16 protein-coding genes are annotated in these 18,611 nt (G+C 71.3%); 7 read left to right on the top strand and 9 right to left on the bottom strand.

Features of this window, described 5'->3' with window-relative positions:
• The first annotated feature begins 84 nt into the window (after nt 1-84).
• On the top strand, nt 85-1,239 hold the full coding sequence (locus ACQPZZ_RS33505) for a cysteine desulfurase family protein (RefSeq protein ID WP_363643921.1): 1,155 nt from the start codon (nt 85-87) through the stop codon (nt 1,237-1,239).
• Nucleotides 1,240-1,432: 193 nt separating this feature from the next.
• A complete protein-coding gene (locus tag ACQPZZ_RS33500) occupies nt 1,433-2,329 on the top strand; it encodes a LysR family transcriptional regulator (RefSeq protein WP_432925696.1) in 897 nt (298 codons plus the stop codon).
• A gap of 138 nt (nt 2,330-2,467) precedes the next feature.
• Here the strand turns inward: ACQPZZ_RS33500 and ACQPZZ_RS33495 are convergent, their stop codons facing one another.
• The 4 genes from ACQPZZ_RS33495 to ACQPZZ_RS33480 form a co-directional block, all read right to left on the bottom strand.
• Nucleotides 2,468-3,253, bottom strand: coding sequence for an SDR family oxidoreductase (locus ACQPZZ_RS33495; RefSeq protein ID WP_432925694.1), 786 nt, complete (start codon nt 3,251-3,253; stop codon nt 2,468-2,470).
• Between the two features lie 281 nt (nt 3,254-3,534).
• Nucleotides 3,535-4,089, bottom strand: a complete 555-nt coding sequence (locus ACQPZZ_RS33490; protein WP_432925692.1) for a hemerythrin domain-containing protein — start codon at nt 4,087-4,089, stop codon at nt 3,535-3,537.
• Nucleotides 4,086-5,006: a Rieske 2Fe-2S domain-containing protein gene (locus ACQPZZ_RS33485; protein ID WP_432925689.1), complete on the bottom strand. Its 921-nt coding sequence runs from the start codon at nt 5,004-5,006 to the stop codon at nt 4,086-4,088. Before ACQPZZ_RS33485 ends, ACQPZZ_RS33490 begins: the two co-directional genes overlap by 4 nt.
• A gap of 133 nt (nt 5,007-5,139) precedes the next feature.
• Complete coding sequence (locus ACQPZZ_RS33480) at nt 5,140-6,180, bottom strand: DUF695 domain-containing protein (RefSeq protein WP_432925687.1); 1,041 nt, start codon at nt 6,178-6,180, stop codon at nt 5,140-5,142.
• A 222-nt stretch (nt 6,181-6,402) separates the two neighbouring features.
• Here ACQPZZ_RS33480 and mnmA point away from each other — a divergent pair, with 222 nt between their 5' ends.
• Nucleotides 6,403-7,488 carry a tRNA 2-thiouridine(34) synthase MnmA gene (gene mnmA / locus ACQPZZ_RS33475; RefSeq protein WP_363643933.1) on the top strand — a complete coding sequence of 362 codons (1,086 nt, stop codon included), beginning with the start codon at nt 6,403-6,405 and terminating at the stop codon, nt 7,486-7,488.
• Nucleotides 7,489-7,504: 16 nt separating this feature from the next.
• Here the strand turns inward: mnmA and ACQPZZ_RS33470 are convergent, their stop codons facing one another.
• Nucleotides 7,505-8,134 carry an MBL fold metallo-hydrolase gene (locus tag ACQPZZ_RS33470; RefSeq protein ID WP_432925685.1) on the bottom strand — a complete coding sequence of 210 codons (630 nt, stop codon included), beginning with the start codon at nt 8,132-8,134 and terminating at the stop codon, nt 7,505-7,507.
• Between the two features lie 19 nt (nt 8,135-8,153).
• On the opposite strand from ACQPZZ_RS33470, the gene ACQPZZ_RS33465 reads away from it, so the two are divergent.
• The 3 genes from ACQPZZ_RS33465 (at nt 8,154) to ligA (ending at nt 12,496) form a co-directional block, all read left to right on the top strand.
• Nucleotides 8,154-9,158, top strand: a complete 1,005-nt coding sequence (locus ACQPZZ_RS33465; protein WP_432925683.1) for a methionine synthase — start codon at nt 8,154-8,156, stop codon at nt 9,156-9,158.
• A gap of 241 nt (nt 9,159-9,399) precedes the next feature.
• The gene (locus ACQPZZ_RS33460) at nt 9,400-9,870 is read left to right on the top strand and encodes a hypothetical protein (protein ID WP_432925681.1); all 471 of its coding nucleotides are present in this window, start codon (nt 9,400-9,402) and stop codon (nt 9,868-9,870) included.
• 394 nt (nt 9,871-10,264) lie between these two features.
• Nucleotides 10,265-12,496 carry an NAD-dependent DNA ligase LigA gene (gene ligA, locus ACQPZZ_RS33455; protein ID WP_432934634.1) on the top strand — a complete coding sequence of 744 codons (2,232 nt, stop codon included), beginning with the start codon at nt 10,265-10,267 and terminating at the stop codon, nt 12,494-12,496.
• A 146-nt stretch (nt 12,497-12,642) separates the two neighbouring features.
• Here ligA and ACQPZZ_RS33450 read toward each other — a convergent pair whose 3' ends face one another.
• Entirely contained in the window at nt 12,643-13,977 is a 1,335-nt protein-coding gene (locus ACQPZZ_RS33450) for an ATP-binding protein (RefSeq protein ID WP_432925679.1), read from the bottom strand.
• Nucleotides 13,978-14,213: 236 nt separating this feature from the next.
• Between ACQPZZ_RS33450 and ACQPZZ_RS33445 the strand changes: the two genes are divergently transcribed.
• The gene (locus ACQPZZ_RS33445) at nt 14,214-15,137 is read left to right on the top strand and encodes a PhzF family phenazine biosynthesis protein (RefSeq protein WP_432925677.1); all 924 of its coding nucleotides are present in this window, start codon (nt 14,214-14,216) and stop codon (nt 15,135-15,137) included.
• Between the two features lie 140 nt (nt 15,138-15,277).
• On the opposite strand, the gene ACQPZZ_RS33440 is transcribed toward ACQPZZ_RS33445, so the two are convergent.
• The 3 genes from ACQPZZ_RS33440 to ACQPZZ_RS33430 form a co-directional block, all read right to left on the bottom strand.
• A complete protein-coding gene (locus ACQPZZ_RS33440) occupies nt 15,278-15,721 on the bottom strand; it encodes a hypothetical protein (RefSeq protein ID WP_432925675.1) in 444 nt (147 codons plus the stop codon).
• Nucleotides 15,722-15,950: 229 nt separating this feature from the next.
• The gene (locus tag ACQPZZ_RS33435; RefSeq protein ID WP_432925673.1) at nt 15,951-17,063 is read right to left on the bottom strand and encodes a hypothetical protein; all 1,113 of its coding nucleotides are present in this window, start codon (nt 17,061-17,063) and stop codon (nt 15,951-15,953) included.
• A gap of 102 nt (nt 17,064-17,165) precedes the next feature.
• Nucleotides 17,166-18,563 carry a glycoside hydrolase family 6 protein gene (locus tag ACQPZZ_RS33430; RefSeq protein WP_432925671.1) on the bottom strand — a complete coding sequence of 466 codons (1,398 nt, stop codon included), beginning with the start codon at nt 18,561-18,563 and terminating at the stop codon, nt 17,166-17,168.
• Nucleotides 18,564-18,611: the final 48 nt, after the last annotated feature.

The following is an 18,611-nucleotide window of genomic DNA, read 5'->3' as shown; positions in this document are numbered from 1 at the left end:
GGACGGTTTAGTTGCGACACGTTATCGGTGTCCGCCGTCTACCCGGATACGCTTGGTGAGCTGAATACGCGTCAGGGAGGGGTCATGGGAGCTGCGTACTTGGACCATGCCTCGACCACACCGATGCTGCCCGAGGCGATCGAGGCGATGACCGCCCAGCTCGGGCAGGTCGGCAATCCCTCGTCCCTGCACGCGGCCGGCCGCCGGGCCCGCCGGGTCGTCGAGGAGTCGCGCGAGACGATCGCCTGCGCGCTCGGCGCACGCCCGAGTGAGGTCGTGTTCACGGCCGGCGGCACCGAGGCCGACAACCTCGCGATCAAGGGCCTGTTCTGGGCGCGTAAGCGGCCCAGGATCCTGATCAGCTCGGTCGAGCACCACGCCGCCCTGGACCCCGCCCACTGGCTGGGCGACAACCACGGCGCGAGGGTCGAGCTGCTGGAGGTGGACGAGCGGGGCCGGGTCCATCCGGAGACGCTGCGCGAGGCCATCGCCCGTGATCCGGACGACGTCGCGCTGGTGAGCGTCATGTGGGCCAACAACGAGGTCGGCACCGTGCAGCCGGTGCGGGTGCTCGCCGCCATCGCGCACGAGTACGGCATCCCCTTCCACACCGACGCGGTGCAGGCGGTCGGTCAGCTTCCGGTCTCGTTCGCCGACTCCGGCGTGGACGCCATGACCGTCTCCGGCCACAAGGTCGGCGGCCCCGTGGGCGTGGGCGCGCTGCTGCTGGCCCGCGGTGTCGATCCGGTTCCGGTCCTGCACGGCGGCGGACAGGAACGTGACATCCGCTCCGGCACTCTCGACGCACCCGCCGTCGCCGGGTTCGCGGCGGCGGTCGAGACGGCCGTCGCCCGTCAGCCCGCCACGGCCGAGCGGCTGTCGGCGCTGCGCGACGACCTGATCGAGCGCGTACGGCGGGCCGTGCCCGACGTGCTGCTGAACGGCGACCCGGTGAACCGGCTGCCCGGCAACGCCCACTTCTCGTTCCCCGGCTGCGAGGGGGACGCCCTCCTCATGCTCCTCGACGCGAAGGGCGTGGAGTGCTCCACCGGCTCGGCCTGCTCCGCCGGGGTGGCCCAGCCGTCCCACGTGCTGCTGGCGATGGGCCAGGACGGCGTACGGGCCCGCGGCTCGCTGCGCTTCTCCCTGGGGCACACCTCCGTGGAGGAGGACGTCGAGCGGGTCGCGGAGGTCATCGGGCACGTCGTCGAGCGCGCCCGCCGTGCCGGGTTGTCGTAACTCGCCCCGTTTACCCCTTCGGGGCGTGGTCGCAGACCCGCCCCCGCGTCCCGTCGGCTGAACTGGCCGTGTCGCCCCTCGCCCGCACCGCAGCGAGAATCCGATCTGCGAGAGTGGATAGGCACTCGCTTACGCTATTACAGCGATTACACGGATGAGATCGGGGATGCCCCGCAGGGAGGGGAAGAAGCCGATGAGCCTTCGTCAGTTCGAATACGCCCTGGCCGTCGCCGAGGAGGGCTCGGTGACGGCGGCGGCGGAGCGGCTGCACGTCGCCCAACCGTCGGTGTCCCAGCAGATCCGCGGCCTGGAGCGGGAACTGGGCGTCCAACTGTTCGCCCGCACGCCGACCGGACTGGTGCCCACCGTGGCCGGCCGCGCGTTCCTGCGGGAGGCGCAGGTCGCGGTGAGCGCGTCGCGGCGGGCGAGGGCGACGGCGCGGGCCCATGCCGACGAGCTGGTGGGCGAGCTGGTGGTCGCGGCGCAGATGGGCTTCGGCACACGGCAGCTGCCGGGCGCGCTGGACGCGCTGCGCCGCCGCTTCCCGCGGCTGGAGGTCACCGTCTTCGAAGAGCCGAGCTCCGCCGAGCTGGACCGGCTGTGCCGCCGCGGCGTGCTGGACCTCGCCCTCATGGCGGCGTGCGAGCAGTCCCCCGGCGACGCCCACCACCTCGGCGACGAGGAGTTCGTCGTGGTGCTGGGCGCCGGGCACCCGCAGCTCGCCGCGGACCGGGTCGAGCTGCGCGAACTGGAGGGGGAGCCGTGGGTGCGGTTCGACCGCGACAGCGCGCTCGACGGCGTGCTGCTGAACGTACTGCGGGACAACGAACTGACTCCGGCCACGGCCGCACGCGTGTCCCAGACGGCGACGGCCGTGCGCTGGGCCGCCCACGGACTGGGGGTGACGCTCGTCCCGGCCTCCGCGGTCCCCTACGGTTACGAGCACCTCGTCCGCCCGGTGTTCCCGGTCGTGTCCCAGCCCGTCATCGCCGTGGTCCGGCCCGGCCCGGGCCCGGCGGAGACGGCCCTGCTCGAGTTCCTGCGTCAGGAGTCCTGGCGCGGCTCCGCGGTGTTCTCGCCGGCGTCCTGACGGCCGGGCGCGCCGCGATTGACGACTGCATTCTTGTCGCTGTGCTCATCTTTTTCCCTCGCAATTCGATTATCTGCCGGACATCACGCCGGTGAGTCCTTCGGGCGTGCTGGAATTCCCTCGGCGTCGACCCCTGCCTCAACCCCTGGGGAATTCGCCGCCGTCCACGACGAGATTGCTCCCGGTCAGCCAGCTCGCCCGGTCGGACACGAGGAACAGCACCGCGTGGGCGATGTCGTCGGGCTGACCGTCGCGCCCCAGCGGCACGGGGGTGCCGTTCCGGTCCGGCGCCGCGTCCTGGTCCGGTGCGGTGTCCAGGCGCGCCCACTGCTCCCGCGTCGCCTCGCCGCCGGGGGTGGCGACTCTGCCGGGAGTCACCGTGTTGACCCGGATCCCGAACGGGGCAAGCTCCAGGGCCAGTCCCCGGCTGTAGTTCTCCAGTGCCGCCTTCGCCGCCGTGTAGTGCAGGAACGGCGCCACCGAAGTGGCCGCGGCCGAGGAGACGTGCACGATCACCCCCGAGCGCCGTTCCCGCATGCCGGGCGTGAGCAGCGAGTCCAGCCGCACCGACGCCAGGAAGTTCAGGTCCAGCGCGTCCTGCCACTCCTCGTCGGGGATGGCCGAGCTGCCCTTGTACGGCCGCGCCCCACCCGCGTTGTGGACCAGGATGTCCACCCCGCCGAGCGCCTCCTGCGCGGCCGCGGCGAGCGCCTGCGCTCCGGCCCGTGTCCGTACGTCGGCCTCCACGAAGACGGCCCCCTCCGGCACCGTGCTCGTCGCCGACCTGGCGGTCGTGAGCACCTCGGCCCCCGCGTCCAGGAGTCGGCGCACGACGGCCGCTCCGATTCCGCGGGAACCACCCGTGACCAGGGCCCGCTTTCCCGCGAGTTCTCGCGTTTCCGATCCGTTCTCGAACGTGGTCATGCCACCGGTCCTTTCCTCGCGTGTGTCAGTCCGCTCGACATGAGAAAAATCGGCGTGCGCAGAGCGCGAATCCCCGGAGAAATCGCGGTGTGCGCCTCATCGAGCTGTTTCACGGTACGTCCGGAAAAGAACGAGAGACAAAGACGAAATGTCAGCGGAGGCCATAGGCGATGCCTATGGCGCCTGGCCAGGCGGTGACCGGCGCAGGAGACGGATCAAGGCGACTTCGTCCGCCGCGTCCGCGCCGCCATCGCCGTACGCCTGCCGGGCCTGGCGCGCGCCTATCGGGCCGTACGGCGCAGCAGTGCCCGTTGGAGGCGAAGGATCGCCCGGATGAGCCGTGACGAGCGCAGCCGCTCCAGCCGGGCCTGGAGCCGGTCGCCCAGCTCGACGAGCAGCTCCTCGTCGGCGAAGCGCTCGATTTCCGGGAACAACTGCCGCTCCTCGTCCAGGTGGGCGTGCGACTCCAGCGCGTCGTGCATCGCCCTCAGCTCCCGGTCGAACCGCTCGGTCCGCGGGGCGGCGCGCGTCAGCGCCACGAGCTGGTCGCTGAGCTGGCGATGCTCCGACCAGGCCGCCGAGAGAGCAGGGGTGACGTGGCGCATGGCGGGATAGAAGATCGCCTCCTCGATCCGCTCGTGCATCCACAGCTCGTCGAACAGCTCGTCGGCGAGCGCGCGCCGCAGGCCGGGCTGGGATCGCGGCGTCTCAAGCAGGCGCCGCAAGATCGCGCGCAGCACCTCGTGGTGCTCCACGAGCACCCGCGTCGCCGTCTTCCGCTCCTGCCGGGCGTGCGCCTGCGGCGCCTCCGTGAGCACCTGCTGCCTCCTCCTCACGGCCGCACCTCCTGCTGGTGGACCAGCGCGCTCCCGGGAGGCGCGGTGACCGCGACCGGCGCGCGGCGCACCTCGATCCACCCGTCGCGCACCCGGGTCTGGAAGCACGGCACGGGTGCGGAGGCCGGGCCGTTCAGGCTCTGCCCGCTGGACAGCTCGAACCGGGAGCCGTGCCAGGGGCAGGTGAGGGCGCCGTCCCGGAGCCAGCCCTGAGACAGCGGTCCGCGCAGGTGCGGGCACGCGTTCTCCAGGGCGTGGATGCGGCCGTCCGCGCGGACCAGGACGATTTCCACGTCGCCCGCCCGCGCCCGGTGCGGGCTCTTTTCGGCCAGGTCGTGCTCGGCCATCACCCGGGTGAAGTGGCGTGGTTCGAGCCGCCGGTCCGTGTGGTCGACTCCGATGCGGTGGCGGTAGACGAGTGTGCCGCCGAGGAAACCGCTGACCATGATCACGGGATAGCCGGCCAGGGCGGCGAGCCGTCCGCGCAGATGGTGTCCCCGGCCCCGCTGCCACCACGACCAGCCGTACACGGCGAAGGCGAGCGTGTTGAGCGTGCCGTGGACCAGCCCGACGCGCCGGGCGTTGTCGTGCGTGTGCTGCCAGTCGTGCAGGCCCGTCACGGCCGCCGCCAGCGCTCCGGCGAGGCCGACTCCCACGGCCGCGCGCGCCGCGCGCCTCTGCCCGGTGAGGTCCAGGACCAGCGCCGTCGTCCATGAGCCGATCGGGAGGTCGGTGAACACCGGGTGGAGGGGGTGCCCCAGCCAGACGCCGTGCAGGAAGCCGCGGGCGCGGCCCCCGGTGATCCCGAGAAGGTTCTCCGTGAACGCCAGACCCTGTTCGAGCCGATGGCTCGCCCGGTCGAGGCGGCCATCGCCCTCGATCGCGTCCGGCAGCCGGTCCAGTGCGCGCTGAGCCATGTCCGACCCCAATCCCATCGCCGGATCGGCCCGCAGCCTGCGGGAACGGGCGGAACGCGGGCGCTCGCCCGCGCGTCGCGTCTATCGCGACGTGCCCGTGCTCAAATATGGTGAAACGCGCTGAATGTCCGGTTCAGGTCAGGAAGGGGGCCACCGCGCTCCAGGACGGGTCCTCGGTCACGTCGACGCGGGCGGGCCCCTCCTTCCACCCGGCGGCGACCTCCTCGACCACCGGGGGGACGGCCGCCGCGGGATCGGCGTACACGTGCAGCACCCGGCTGCCGTCGGCGCTGATGTGAGCGGTCAGCACGGCCGAGCCAAGCGCGGCCAGCCGTTCCGTCAGCCGGTCTTCGAAGTCGCGCAGCGCCTCGAGGGAGGCTCCGCTCGGCAGCCCGTCGCCGCTGGCCTCCCCGTACGGCAGGGTGACGGCGATGTGCTGGTCGAACAGCGGGAAGTCCACCGGCCTGAGGGGGTAGCGGGCGGCGGCGGCCAGCCGGCTGCCGGTGGCGGTGTGGCCTTCGAGGAGCGCCCACTGCTCCTCTTTGAAGCCCTCCGCCACGTCGGCGACGACGGCGGGCAGATGAATCGCGGGGAGGGCGTCGATCGGCTCGAACTCCGCGGCCGTGATCTCGCCGACCCACCGGGCCACCTCGTCCTCGCCCAGCAGCCAGTCGAGCGCGATGAGGGCCGCCTCCATGCGGGTGTCGTCGTCGACGTCCGGGAAGATCGGGTGGAAGGCGGTGACGTCCACGCGCGGCGTGCCCGGCGGCACCCGCAGCGCCACCACCAGCCGGTCGAGCCCGAACTCCCGCCCGCCGACGTCGACCGTGAGGTCGGCGGCCTGCGAGTTCGCCTGCCGTGACGGATGGAACTCCCACATCGCGTCCGCCGGCGGCGCGGCCAGGGCCCACCGGTGGGCGAACGGCCGCAGCTCCGGGTCGTTCGACGCGGTGACGACCAGGGCGTTCACGGCCATGCGGCCGGGAGCGATCTCCCAGACGAGGGACGGATGCAGCGCGGTGACGGCGGGGCCGATCAGCTCGAACAGGGCCTCGGGGTCCTCCGCCTCGACGTGCGCGTCGATCTGGGGACGTGCCTGGTCCCACCAGGTCCAGAATGCCGCGATGGCCTCGGCGGGGTCGGCGGACTCGCTCTTGCGCCCGAACAGTCGCATGACCCCGCATCCTCCCAGTACGCCCGCCCCGATGCCAACGCGGCGCGACCGGGCGGCCCGAGGGCTGGGCGCGGCGGCGTCCGCGGGCGGGTGCGGCGCCGGGCGGGTGCGGCGGGTACGGCGCCGGGCGGGTGTGGCGGGTGCGGCGCCGGGCGGGTGTGGCGGGTACGGCGCGGCCGGGCGGATCGCGGGGACACCGCTCGGGGGTAACCTCGAACTGTTATGGGTCCCACACCGAAGCTCCGCGTCCTCGCCGCCATGTCGGGCGGGGTCGACTCCGCGGTGGCCGCCGCCCGGATCGCCGAGGCGGGGCACGACGTGACCGGCGTCCATCTGGCGCTGTCGTCCAATCCGCAGTCCTACCGCACCGGCGCGCGCGGGTGCTGCACGCTGGAGGACGCCCGCGACGCCCGCAGGGCCGCCGACGTCATCGGCATCCCCTTCTACGTGTGGGACATGGCCGAACGGTTCCACCGCGACGTGGTCGAGGACTTCGTCAGCGAGTACGCCGCCGGGCGCACGCCCAACCCCTGCCTGCGCTGCAACGAGAAGATCAAGTTCGAGGCGGTGCTCGACCGGGCGCTCGCGCTCGGCTTCGACGCCGTCGCCACCGGCCACCACGCGCGGCTGGAGGACGGCATGCTGCGGCGCAGCGTCGACGAGGCCAAGGACCAGTCGTACGTGCTGGGTGTGCTCACCCGCGAGCAGCTCGCGCACGCGATCTTCCCGCTGGGTGGCTCGACCAAGGCACAGGTGCGTGAGGAGGCCGCGCGGCGCGGCCTGACCGTCGCCGACAAGCCCGACAGCCACGACATCTGCTTCATCGCCGACGGCGACACCCGGGCGTTCCTCGCCGAGCGGCTGGGGGCGTCGGAGGGGCCGATCGTCGACGCGCTCACCGGCCGGGTGGTCGGCAGCCACCAGGGGGCGTACGGCTTCACCGTCGGGCAGCGCAAGGGCCTGCACATCGACCGGCCGGCCCCCGACGGCAGGCCGCGTTACGTCCTGTCGATCGAGCCGGTGTCCAACACGGTCACGATCGGCCCCCGCACCTCCCTGGAGGTCCGGAGCATCGCCGGGGAGCGGCCGGTGTGGAACGGGCCGCTGCCGGAGCCGTACGAGCCGATCACGTGCACCGTGCAGTTGCGGGCGCACGGCGAGGTGTACGGCTGCCGCGCCCAGCTGTCCGGCGGCGAGCTGCACATCGAGCTCGACCGCCCGGCGACCGGCGTCGCGGCGGGCCAGGGCGCCGTCCTGTACGACGGCGACGTCGTCATCGGTTCCGCCACGATCGCCTCGGCCGTCTGAGGTCAGATCTCGACGGTCAGATCTCGACCGACTCCCCGACAGGGACGCGGCGGAAGTCGGCCTTCTGCTTGCCGGCCTCCATGTCGAGCCAGTTGTCGATCAGCGTCGCGCCGATGTCGTTGACCAGCCCGTCGTGGGTCGAGTAGGCACGCGCGGGCCGGACGTAGCGCAGGTACATGATCATCTCTGCTCCCTTGAGCCACGGCGCGTTGGTCGGCACGAGCAGCGTGGGCACGTCGCGACCGGGCGGCGTGAAGGCGTCACCGGGGTAGAACACCTCGTCGTCCACGAAGAAGCCGACGTTCTGCACGGGCGGGACGTCGGGCAGGTTGAGCGCGTGCCACTCGCCGACCGCCCGCACGCGGAAGCCCGCCGTGTCGAAGGCGTCCCCATGGGTGACGACCTGGACCTTCGCCGGGATCTGACCGAGCTGGTCGGCGACGGCCCGGCAGGTGTACACCTCCAGGTCGGGGCTCGCGTTCCTGAGCAGGTTCGTGTCCACATGGTCGAAGTGCTCGTGCGTGATCAGCACGGCGTCCGCGCCGTCGAGGAGCCCTTCGCCGCTGAACGCGCCGGGGTCGATGACGAGGGTCCGGCCGTCCTTCTCCAGCCGCCAGCACGCGTGACCGAGTTTGGTGAGTTTCATAGTCCTTAAGCTAGTCACCGTGAGTGAGTATCCGTGGAGCGAGGCCACGGCAACCGGGGTGGGGTCCTATCCGGGCGAGGACCATCTGGAGGCGGTCAGGACGGCCTTCGGCGAACTGCCCATGCCCTACCTGCCCGAGCTGCCCGGCCGGGGCGTGGGCGCCGACATGATCGGCCGTACGGCGTCCCTGCTGGTCGAGCTGCCCGTGGAGGTGCAGCCGTCCGGCTGGCGGCTCTCCGACCGGCCCGGGCGGGACTTCAAGCGGGCCAGGGACCATCTCATCCGCGACCTCGACGGCCTGGAGGAGGTCGCCCAGGGCTACGAAGGACCGTTCAAAATCCAGGCGTGCGGCCCGTGGACGCTCGCCGGGGCGATCGAGCTCAGGCACGGCGACAAGGTGCTCGCCGACGCGGGAGCCGTACGCGACCTGACCGAGTCGCTGGCCGAGGGGCTGGCGCAGCACGTGGCGGAGGTCCGGCGGCGGGTGCCGGGAGCCGAGCTCGTCGTCCAGATCGACGAGCCGGGGCTGCCCGGGGTGCTCGCGGGCACGGTGCCGACCGCGTCCGGCTTCGGGCGGCTGCCCGCCGTGGAGTCCCCGATCGCGGCCGAACGGCTGAAGACCGTGCTGTCCGCGCTCGCGCCCGCGTTCCCGGTCGTCCACTGCTGCGCGCCGGGCGTGCCGTACGAGGTGATCCGTACGGCGGGGGCGCGGGGCGTCTCGGTGGACGCGGCGCTGCTGCGCCGCCGTGACGAGGACGCCATCGGGGAGACGATCGAGAAGGGGCTCGCGCTGTTCCTCGGCGTCGTGCCGGGCGTCGACTCCCGGCTCGCCGATGTCGGGGTGGTGGCCAGGCCGGCGGTGGAGCTGTGGCGGCGGCTCGGGTTCGCGCCGGCCCGGCTGGCCGAGCAGGTCGTGCTCACCCCCGCGTGCGGCCTGGCCGGGGCCTCTCCGGCGTACGCCAGGGCGGCGCTGGCCCGGTGCCGGGAGGCGGCCCGGGTGCTGCGCGAAGATCCGGGGGAGTGATCGGCGGGCGTGGGACCCCCGGGCGCGCGGGGCCGTCGTGCTCCGCGGCCGAGAGGCGGGCGTGCGTGGGACTCCCGGCGTGCGGGGCCGTCGTGCTCCGCCGCCGAGAGGCGGTCGCGCGGCGGCGAATGGGTCGCCGCGCGACATCCAAGCGGCCTCCCAGCTCATCCCCAAGTGATTCACAAGCCTTGTCACGTATCTCTTGACGTGCTGGAAGTTCAGACGTTCAGGAGAAAGACCCATGCGAAGCGCTGCGCGCCTTCTGCTCCCTCTCGCCGCCGCCGGGCTGTCCGCCGCTCTGGCGACCGGTCTCGTCGCGGCTCCCGCGGCGGCCTCGGCGGCCTCGGCCTCGACCGCGGCGTCGGCCGTGTCGGCGGCGGAGACCTGGAAGTGGGGGCCGACGGCGTCGTCGGACACCAAGGGCTGGGCGAACGGGCACGTCCGCTCGAGTTCCTCGGGCCTGCGCATCGTCGGCGACCTCTATGACGCGGGCGGCGCCAGGACCTGCTCCTGGGTGAAGGTCAAGTGGTTGACCGACCGCGGGAAGTACCGCACCGCGACCTACCGCAACTGCTCACAGTCCACCCCGCGGACCTTCACCGTGAAGGCCGGGTACATGCTGCTCGCCAAGGCCATGGTCTGCCGGGGCAGCGCGACTCGGATAACCGGGAAGTGCTCACGCTGGGAACAGGTCTGGACGCAGGGCGGCTGAGCTCTCGGGCCGGTCTCTCTCCATCCACGGCGACCGGCCCGAGTACACCCGGACAAAAAGGAATGAAAGTGGGCCGCAAGCGGTCTACCGTAATTCTCGATCGCTCCTGAGGCGAGGGGCCGCGCGGTCTGGAGCGGCCTTCTCGCCGAGCGGTCCGGCGGGAGTCGCCCACGTCCTCGGCGCGGCTCCCGCCCCCGTCCTTCGCGAACTGTCGGTCGGCGGAGATACGGTTGCCCTGGGTGTCTGACGAGGGGAGATGGGCGCTGTGACCGACAGGGCTGACGTTACCGACGGGCTCGACGGCACCGAGATCGACGGCACCGAATCCGACGGCACCGAACCCGCGCTTGACGCGAACGGGCACGCGGAGGCCGCGAGCGAGGTCGAGAGCGTCATGGGCGACGCCGGGGGAGCCGTTGCCGAAACAGCCACTCCCGGAACAGCCGCTCCCGGGACAGCGCAGGGCGCGCCGTCCGAGGCGCGGGAGCGGCACGCCGAGCTCAGCGAGCTGCTCGAGGACGCCAACTGGCGCTACTACGTGCTCGACTCTCCCACGGTGAGCGACGCCGAGTACGACGGCTGGATGCGGGAGATCCGCGCGCTGGAGGAGCGGTATCCCGACCTGAGGACGCCCGACTCGCCGACCCAGAGGGTCGGCGCACCCATCTCCGCGGAGTTTCCCGAGGTCGAGCACCTGCAGCGGATGGAGAGCCTCGACAACGCGTTCAGCGAGGAAGACCTGGCCGCCTGGCAGGCGCGGGCGCAGCGGCTGATCGAGGCCGACCCCGGCCCCTATCTGTGCGAGCTCAAGATCGACGGGCTCGCCGTCGCGCTCGTCTACGAGAAGGGCCGCCTGGTGCGGGGGGCCACCCGCGGCAACGGCCGTACGGGTGAGGACGTCACGCCCAACGTCCGGACCCTGCGCGACGTGCCGCAGCGTCTCACCGGGAGCGACGTGCCCGACCTGATCGAGGTGCGTGGCGAGGTCTTCCTGCCCGTGAAGGGCTTCGAGCAGCTGAACGAGCAGCTCATGGACGCGGGCAAGGCACCGTTCGCGAATCCGCGCAACTCGGCGGCCGGTTCCCTGCGGATGAAGGACCCGCGCATCACCGCGCAGCGGCCGCTGCGGATGATCGTCCATGGCGTCGGCAAGTGGGAGGGGACCACGCCGCCCGCCACCCAGTCGGAGATGTACGAGCGGCTCGCGTCGTTCGGCCTGCCGGTGAGCGACCGCTACAAGGTCGTGGCATCGCTCGACGAGGTGTGCGAGTTCGTCGAGTACTACAACGACCACCGCCACGATCCGGAGTACGAGATCGACGGCGTGGTTGTGAAGGTCGACCGGGTCCCCGTCCAGCGGCAGCTCGGGTCCACGAGCCGGGCGCCACGCTGGGCGATCGCGTTCAAGTATCCGCCGCAGGAGGTCAACACCCGCTTGCTCGACATCCAGGTCGGCGTGGGCAGGACGGGCCGGGTCACGCCGTTCGGCGTGATGAAACCGGTGGTGGTGGCGGGGTCCACCGTGGAGCGCGCGACGCTGCACAACGCCTCCGAAGTGGCGCGCAAGGGCGTGCTCATCGGCGACACCGTCGTGCTGCGCAAGGCCGGAGACGTCATCCCCGAGATCGTCGGGCCCGTCGTGGACCTGAGGGACGGCACCGAGCGGGAGTTCGTGATGCCCACGCACTGCCCCGAGTGCGGCACCGAGCTGGCCTACGAGCGTGCGGGCGACGCCGACCTGCGCTGCCCGAACGCCCGTTCCTGCCCCGCGCAACTGCGTGAGCGGATCTACTTCGCGGCCGGGCGCAACGCGTTCGACATCGACGGGCTCGGCTACGTCGCGGCGACCGCGCTGACCCAGCCGCTGCCGCCGCAGGAGCCGCCGGTCCGCACGGAAGCCGATCTGTTCGACCTGACCATCGAGAAGCTGCTGCCGATCAAGTCCGTGGTCCGCGACCCGGACAGCGGCCTGCCGAAGACCGATCCGAAGACCGGCGAGCCGAAGGTGGTCTCCTTCTTCGCCAACATCTCCGGCGAACCCAGCGCGAACGCCGAGCTGATCCTCGATCAGCTCAAGAAGAAGAAGGACCAGCCGCTGTGGCGGGTGCTGGTGGCGCTGACGATCCGGCACATCGGGCCGCCCACGGCCCGCGCGCTCGCCGCGGAGTTCCGCTCGATCGACGCCATCGCCAGGGCGTCCGAGGAGGAGCTCGCGGCCGTGGAGGGCATCGGCCCGCGGGTCGCCGCGACCATCAAGGAGTGGTTCGCGGTCGACTGGCACCAGGAGATCATCGAGAAGTGGCGGGCCGCCGGCGTCCGCATGGCCGACGAGTCGCCCGAGGACGAGGGGCCGCGCCCGCTGGAGGGCCTGACCTTCGTCGTCACCGGGACGCTGGCCGACTTCAGCCGCGACGAGGCGAGCGAGGCCATCGGCGCCAGAGGCGGCAAGGTGACCTCGTCGGTGTCCAAGAAGACGAGCTTCCTGGTGGTGGGAGACAACCCCGGTTCGAAGTACGACAAGGCGGTCAAGGCCGGCGTTCCAATCCTCGACGAGGCAGGTTTCCGCGTCCTCCTCGACAAGGGCCCCGACGCCGCCCGCGCCGTCGCCGTCACCCCCGAGGAGTGACCCGCACCCTGACAACTGCCGGCGCCCGAGCTGAGGCGGCGGTCCAGCGGACGCAGCCGGGGCCTCCCTTCCGCCTCCTCACACGTGACGGCTCTGGGGCGGATCAGCGAGTCCGGCCGTCAACGCCGCTGGTCACCCCGACGCCGTCACTGCCAGGCGGCCAGCAGGTCTTCGGGGCCCCAGTGCGCGGCCAGCGGCAGGGCGTCATCGACACCGGAGCGGGAAACGGCTACCAGCGGAGTCGTGGGCTCGGTGCCCGGGACGGCGAGCATGCCGCGCACCAGGCTCTCGTACTCATGTCGTCCGAACGACGCGTTCTCCAGCCACTTGATCGATCCGAGGAAGTGGACGCGCCGCGCCACCGGCTCGCGGTCCGCACCCACAAGGTCGATCTCGGGGTTGTTCTGGCGGTTCCACCATCCGCCGACGGCCTCTGTCTCGGGCCACCGGTCGTCGGGCAACAGCCGTAGCAGTGCCTCGCGGACGACGGGTTCGACGGCGTGGCCCCGCCAGGAGGTCCAGGAGCGTTCGATGGCGGCCAGGACGCGTTCCCCCTGGCCGCGCTCGACCAGCGGAATGCCACGGTCGAGGAAGGCCAGCCAGAATCGCAGATACGAGTCGGCGATGCGATAGCGCTTGTTCTTCGTGTCCGGCTTGGTCGACAGCGGGCTGTCGACGGCCAGCACCCGCTTGCCGATCAGGGTGGACAGCAGCGGGGAAAGCGTGCCGGAGGCCAGGGGAGCGGCACCACCCGCCTCGGTGGCGATGGCGGTGAACGTGCGCTCACCGCTCCCGACTGCCGACAGAACCGCACGAGAGTGGGAGGTCTCGGGAAATTCCCCCAGCAACGACAGCTCGCCGGCCATCAGCAGCGCTGACAGTGGATTGGCCAGCGACTCCCGTAGGTAGTCGACGCGGTTCATGCCCGGCTGCCAGGCTTGGGCCACCTCTGGGAACCCGCCGGTGATCAGGAAGGCGTCGATCGCGTCAGCGGCGCCCAGTCCGGTCATGACGGCCACATCCGCCGGGTGGAGAGGCTGGACGGTCATCTTCGCGGCGCGGCCGAAGAAGGGACGGCCATAGGACTGCAGCGCCTCCATCACCGACAGGTCACTGCCGACCAGGATGAGCAGCACCGGCTTGGCGGACAAGTGCCGATCCCAGACCGTCTGCAACGCCCCTTCGAACTCGCGGTCCTGCTCCACCAGCCACGGCACCTCGTCGATGACCGCGATGCTCGGAGTCTGGTCGGGCACAGCCACGGCCAGGGCGCGTAGTGCCTGGTTCCAGTCTCCGGCCCGCACACCGGCGATCAACTCTGCACCCGGCAGTGCGGACTGCCCGAGCATGTCGACGAAGTCGGCGCGCTCGGCCACCGGGTTACGGCCCCTGGTGGCCTGGAAGACCACGTACGGCACGCCGGCGCGGTCGCAGAACTCCTGAACCAGTCGCGACTTCCCCACCCGGCGTCGGCCGGTCATGATCATGGCGCGCCCGCGAGTGCCGCCCGATCCCTCTGCCACCTGCCGCAACTGCCCGCCGAGTAGCTCAAGATCTGCGGCTCTGCCCTTGAACTCCATTAGTCGGCTCGCTCATACGTAGATGCAATATAACGTAGATGCGATCTTACATTGTGGAGAGGGTCGGGAACGGAAGCGCGGACCGTTCACCGCCTGAACGCTCGTGACGGAGCCTCGCGCCTCGGGAACAGGAGCATGTGCTCTTCTGTTCTTCCGAACAGTCGACTTCTGCTGATCCGATACCCGAAGTTCTGCATTACGCGGCCTTCACCACCGATCCCGCTGGCGGCAACATGGCCGGGGTGGTGCTCGACGCCGCCGGGCTGGATGAGGCGACCATGCTCGCCATCGCCGCCGAAGTGGGACATTCGGAGACAGCCTTCCTCAGGGAGGCTCCGGCGCAGCTCGCCGGGACGGGCCGGACGTTCGCCGTCCGTTATTTCAGCCCGAAGATGGAGGTGCCGTTCTGCGGGCATGCCACGGTGGCGGCGGCGGTCGCGCTCGCCGAACGGATCGGCCCGGGTGGCCTGGTTTTCGAGACGCGGGCCGGAACCGTACCAGTCGAGGTGGTGGCGGATGACGGCGGCGTGCTGTGGGCGACGCTGACCAGCGTGGAGCCGTACGTCGAGCCGGTCGGCGAGCTCGATGTGGCGCAGGCGCTCGACGCGCTGAAGTGGCGGATCGACGAGCTCGATCCCGCACAGCCCCCGCGGATCGCCTTCGCGGGATCGCGCCACCTGGTCCTTGCCGCTGCCACACGTGAGCGCCTGGCCGATCTGGACTACGACTTCTCAGGGCTGGCGCGGTACATGACCGATCGGGATCTCATCACCCTGCAACTGGTGTGGCGGGAGTCGGCGGACACCTTCCAGGTGCGTGATCCGTTCCCCGTGGGCGGAGTCGTGGAGGATCCGGCCACCGGGGCCGCCGCGGCCGCTTTCGGGGCGTATTTGCGGGACCTCGGCGAGGCCGGCCCCGCTGCGAGGCTGACCCTGCACCAGGGGGTCGACATGGGGCGGCCCGGTCTGCTGCGGGTGGAACTGCGAGACGGGGACATCACGGTCCGGGTCTCCGGCGCTGCGGTACCTGTGTCGGCCGGAGGCCGGTCAGGCTCGCGTTGACCCGACCCTCGTGCGAGCTTGGCATCGGGACCCGGCACTCGGCGGGCGGTGGAAGGCGCGGATACCGCTCACCGCTATCCGGATGGCGTTGTCCATCGCCAACACGCCCGGCCTGTGTGATCGGGTCGCCGCGGGCGGCGTCAGCAGTTGACCAACTGTGCCATGGCGTTCTTGGTTTCGCTCGCGATGTCGAGGCCGGTCGTGAGCTGGTCGAACACTGCTTTCAGCAGCCCCAGGCGCTTGACCGCCTCGTCCTCGACGGGGGTGCCTGACCGCAGCCGGGCGTTGATGGCGAGGGCTGCCATGAGGCGCTTGCCGGTGAAAGCTCGATCGAACAGGCGAGTGAAGTCGTCGCCCTCGGCTTCCTGGATTGTCCGCGCCTCGGCCGCGTCAACATGTGCATACACCCATACGTTGCCTTCCATCAGGTGTCCCTCGACGCAGTCGAACACGAAGAGCCTGTCATCCTGCTTGATCAAGCCGGCCGTGGGCATGTTGTAGCGGTCGAAGACCTCAACCGTCTCGGAGCTGGGCGTAGGAAGCCAGGGACGCTCTCCGATCCCCAGCCTGATCAGGTCGCTCATAGGATGCCTTCCTTCCAGTTTGCCGACTCGAAGCAGGCGTCGAACCTGTCCGTGTCATCGTCGGTCCATAACCGCTCGCCGTCCACCGGTGCCACGGAGACATGCCCCGGTATGCTCTGCTCGCCTGCCGGGGGAATGAGTGCATGAGTTCACTCATTGTACATGAATGAATGCGTACCGTTGTCAATCCTCGGCCGCGTAGGTAATGCGATCCTCGTTGGCGGAGGCGTCAGCGGCTCAGCCAGGAGTCGAGCCGGCTGAGCAGAGCGGGCTCGGCCCTCAGCCCGGCGGCGGTGCCGCTGAACACGGCCCGGCAGGGGGCACGCCAGATCCGCATCTCGGCGACGGCTCCGGTCGTGTCGGCCGCCCACACGACGTCGAGCCGGGTGATCGGCGTCGCGGCCCGTGTCCGGTCAGGCCTGCCGCAGCCCACCCCGTTGACGTAGTAGGTGGTGACTCCTTGGCCGTCGGCCACGCTCTGAACGGTGGCCGCGGTGTTGAGGAGTTCCCGGACGGGTTCGAGATCGTCTCGCAGGACCCGGTGAGAGCGCAGCCGCAGGTCGTCTCCGTCCGCCCGGTAGCGGCAGGCGGTGACCGCGGCGAGCGGGCTGGGCAGGAACCCGTCCTCGCGGCCTCGGTTGCGGGCCATGCCGTCCTCGGGAAACTCCAGGTCAGGCCGGTTGTCGACCTCCGCAACCGCCACCTTGGCCGGGCATCTCGGCGGCGGGACCGCCGTCGGGTCCCTCGCGATCTGTTCCCGATAGAGGAAGAGGAAACGGTCGACCGGCTCCCCGCGCAGAAAGCGGGTCCGGCCCGCGTGGTGGACCACTCCGCAGTTGCGATCGAGCAGGAGCAGCGCGGATGGCCGATCGCGGTAGCGCACCGCGAACGACAACTGGGTGCGATACCCGATGTCCGTACAGACCTCGCCGATGTGCAGGTCCCCGGGCGGCGCGTGGCCCTCGGCCGCCATCTCGGCCCGCGCCGCCGCCTCCACCTCGTCTCGTGCCGGCAACGCGTTGAGCACGGCGATCATCTCGGCGACATGAGTGGCGAGGGTGCGGTCCTGTCCGGGCCGTGGCGACGGCAGCGGCCCGGGGCCCTCCCTCGGCGGCGTGATCAACTCGCACAGCGTCACCGAGACGGCGTCCTCGGCGGGCACCAGCGGCCCCGGCCTGTCGGCGGTTCCCCGCACCTCCATCACCGCGGTGGGGCAGCCGTCCGCCTTCAGAAACCGCGCGTCCGGCATCTCGACGGGATAGGAGGCGGACCCGGCGAGAAGCAGGACGATCACGGCCCCGCCGGCCAAGCCGCGTCCGGCCCAGTCCCGCCACGAGATCATGAACCGACTGTACGGCAGGCATGTCCGGCAGGTCCCCGGATACGGGACAGGCGTGCCGTACGGGTGGGGAGGCCCGTACGGCACGCCTGGACTATGCGGGGGTCAGGAGACGGTGCAGACGAGCGGGGACGGGGTGGAGGGGGTCCCGCTGGAGCTGCCGAGGAAGCCGAACGTGGTGCTCGCGCCGGGGGCGAGGTTGCCGTTCCAGTTCAGGTTCGTGGCCGTGACGCTGCTGCTGCCGGTGAGGTTGGCGTTCCACGCCTGGGTGATGGACTGCCCGCCGGGCATCGTCCACTTCACGGTCCAGTTGCTGATCGCCGAGGAGCCCGCGCTGGTCACCGTCACCTCGCCCTGGAAGCCGCCGCCCCACGAGTTGACGACCTTGTAGACCGCCGTACAGCCGCGGTCTCCGGTGAACGTCGGCGAGGCCGACGGGGACGGCGAGGGCGACGGGGACTGAGGTGCCGAGGGCGAGGGAGACGGCGACGGCGACGGCGACGGCGAGGGCGACGGCGAGGGCGACGGGGACACCGGCGGCGGGGTGTACGGGGCCGCGATCGCCAGGTCGTAGGCCCGCTGCGGCACGAACTGGCCGGCGGGGGCGATGCAGCCGTCGGACTCGCCCGGAGGCTTGACCCACAGGTACGCGGCGATCGCCGAGTCGCCGGTGTTGGTGGTGCTCCAGGCGCCCGTGGCGCGGCCGGCCGGGTCGCACCACTCGGTGCCGACCGGGCCGTTGCCGTTGCGGCTGGTGTCGATCACGGCCTTCAGCCAGGACACACCGGTGGCCGCGATGACGTTCTTGGCGTAGGAGACCGCGCCGGAGGTGAACCGGTAGTTGGAGACGTTGAGCGAGATGCCGTCCGCGCTGTTGGCGATGTCGGCGCCCCGCAGGCGGTTGGCCATGTCGGAGGCGCCCACCCAGGCGTCGTTGCCGGCGTCGAAGAAGACCTTGACGTTCGGGGAGGTGGCCTTGAACTTCTTCCCGGCGTACGCCATGGAGGCCTGGACCTCGGCCTGCTGCGAGGAGTTCATGCAGTTCGGCATGATCGCCAGGGCGTCGGGCTCCAGGATGATGTAGGCGGGCCGCCCGCCGAGGCCCGCGGCGACCTGGTCGATCCAGGCGCGGTAGGAGGCGTGGTCGGGAGCACCGCCCGCGCTCGCGCCGCCGCAGTCGCGGTTCGGCATCTCGTACACGACCATGATCGGGATCTTGCCCGCCGACGCGGCCGCGCCGACGTAGGCGTCGACCTGGCTGCGTACGGCCGAGGGGTTGTAGCTGGCGAACCAGCGGCCCTGTGGGACGGCGGCGATGCGGTCCCTGATCACCTGGGCTTTGCTGTCGCCGGGGTTGGCGGCCACCCACTTGGCCGCGTTGGTCGTGGGGTCCACGTAGAAGGCGGAGTCGGCGGCCTGCGCGGCGGAGGAGGAGAGCACGGACGCCCCCACCGCGGCCGTGGCGACCGCTGTGAGCACAGCCGCCGTCAATCTGCGAGACATGGAATACTCCGTCCGGTAATGTGGGAGCGCTCCCACAGGTATCTCGGA

It is taken from the genome of Microbispora sp. CA-135349, assembly GCF_050947365.1.
Lineage (GTDB): Bacteria > Actinomycetota > Actinomycetes > Streptosporangiales > Streptosporangiaceae > Microbispora.
Note: the sequence above shows the minus strand (reverse complement) of the source record. Positions and strands in the feature narration are given on the sequence as shown.

Bases quoted from the DNA above. Each gene is read 5' to 3' on its own strand.
- ACQPZZ_RS33505 (WP_363643921.1), top strand. From the start codon at position 85: ATGGGAGCTGCGTACTTGGACCATGCCTCGACCACACCGATGCTGCCC.
- ACQPZZ_RS33500 (WP_432925696.1), top strand. From the start codon at position 1,433: ATGAGCCTTCGTCAGTTCGAATACGCCCTGGCCGTCGCCGAGGAGGGC.
- ACQPZZ_RS33495 (WP_432925694.1), bottom strand. From the start codon at position 3,253: ATGACCACGTTCGAGAACGGATCGGAAACGCGAGAACTCGCGGGAAAG.
- ACQPZZ_RS33485 (WP_432925689.1), bottom strand. From the start codon at position 5,006: ATGGCTCAGCGCGCACTGGACCGGCTGCCGGACGCGATCGAGGGCGAT.
- ACQPZZ_RS33480 (WP_432925687.1), bottom strand. From the start codon at position 6,180: ATGCGACTGTTCGGGCGCAAGAGCGAGTCCGCCGACCCCGCCGAGGCC.
- mnmA (WP_363643933.1), top strand. From the start codon at position 6,403: ATGGGTCCCACACCGAAGCTCCGCGTCCTCGCCGCCATGTCGGGCGGG.
- ACQPZZ_RS33470 (WP_432925685.1), bottom strand. From the start codon at position 8,134: ATGAAACTCACCAAACTCGGTCACGCGTGCTGGCGGCTGGAGAAGGAC.
- ACQPZZ_RS33460 (WP_432925681.1), top strand. From the start codon at position 9,400: ATGCGAAGCGCTGCGCGCCTTCTGCTCCCTCTCGCCGCCGCCGGGCTG.
- ligA (WP_432934634.1), top strand. From the start codon at position 10,265: ATGGGCGACGCCGGGGGAGCCGTTGCCGAAACAGCCACTCCCGGAACA.
- ACQPZZ_RS33450 (WP_432925679.1), bottom strand. From the start codon at position 13,977: ATGACCGGCCGACGCCGGGTGGGGAAGTCGCGACTGGTTCAGGAGTTC.
- ACQPZZ_RS33440 (WP_432925675.1), bottom strand. From the start codon at position 15,721: ATGAGCGACCTGATCAGGCTGGGGATCGGAGAGCGTCCCTGGCTTCCT.
- ACQPZZ_RS33435 (WP_432925673.1), bottom strand. From the start codon at position 17,063: ATGATCTCGTGGCGGGACTGGGCCGGACGCGGCTTGGCCGGCGGGGCC.
- ACQPZZ_RS33430 (WP_432925671.1), bottom strand. From the start codon at position 18,563: ATGTCTCGCAGATTGACGGCGGCTGTGCTCACAGCGGTCGCCACGGCC.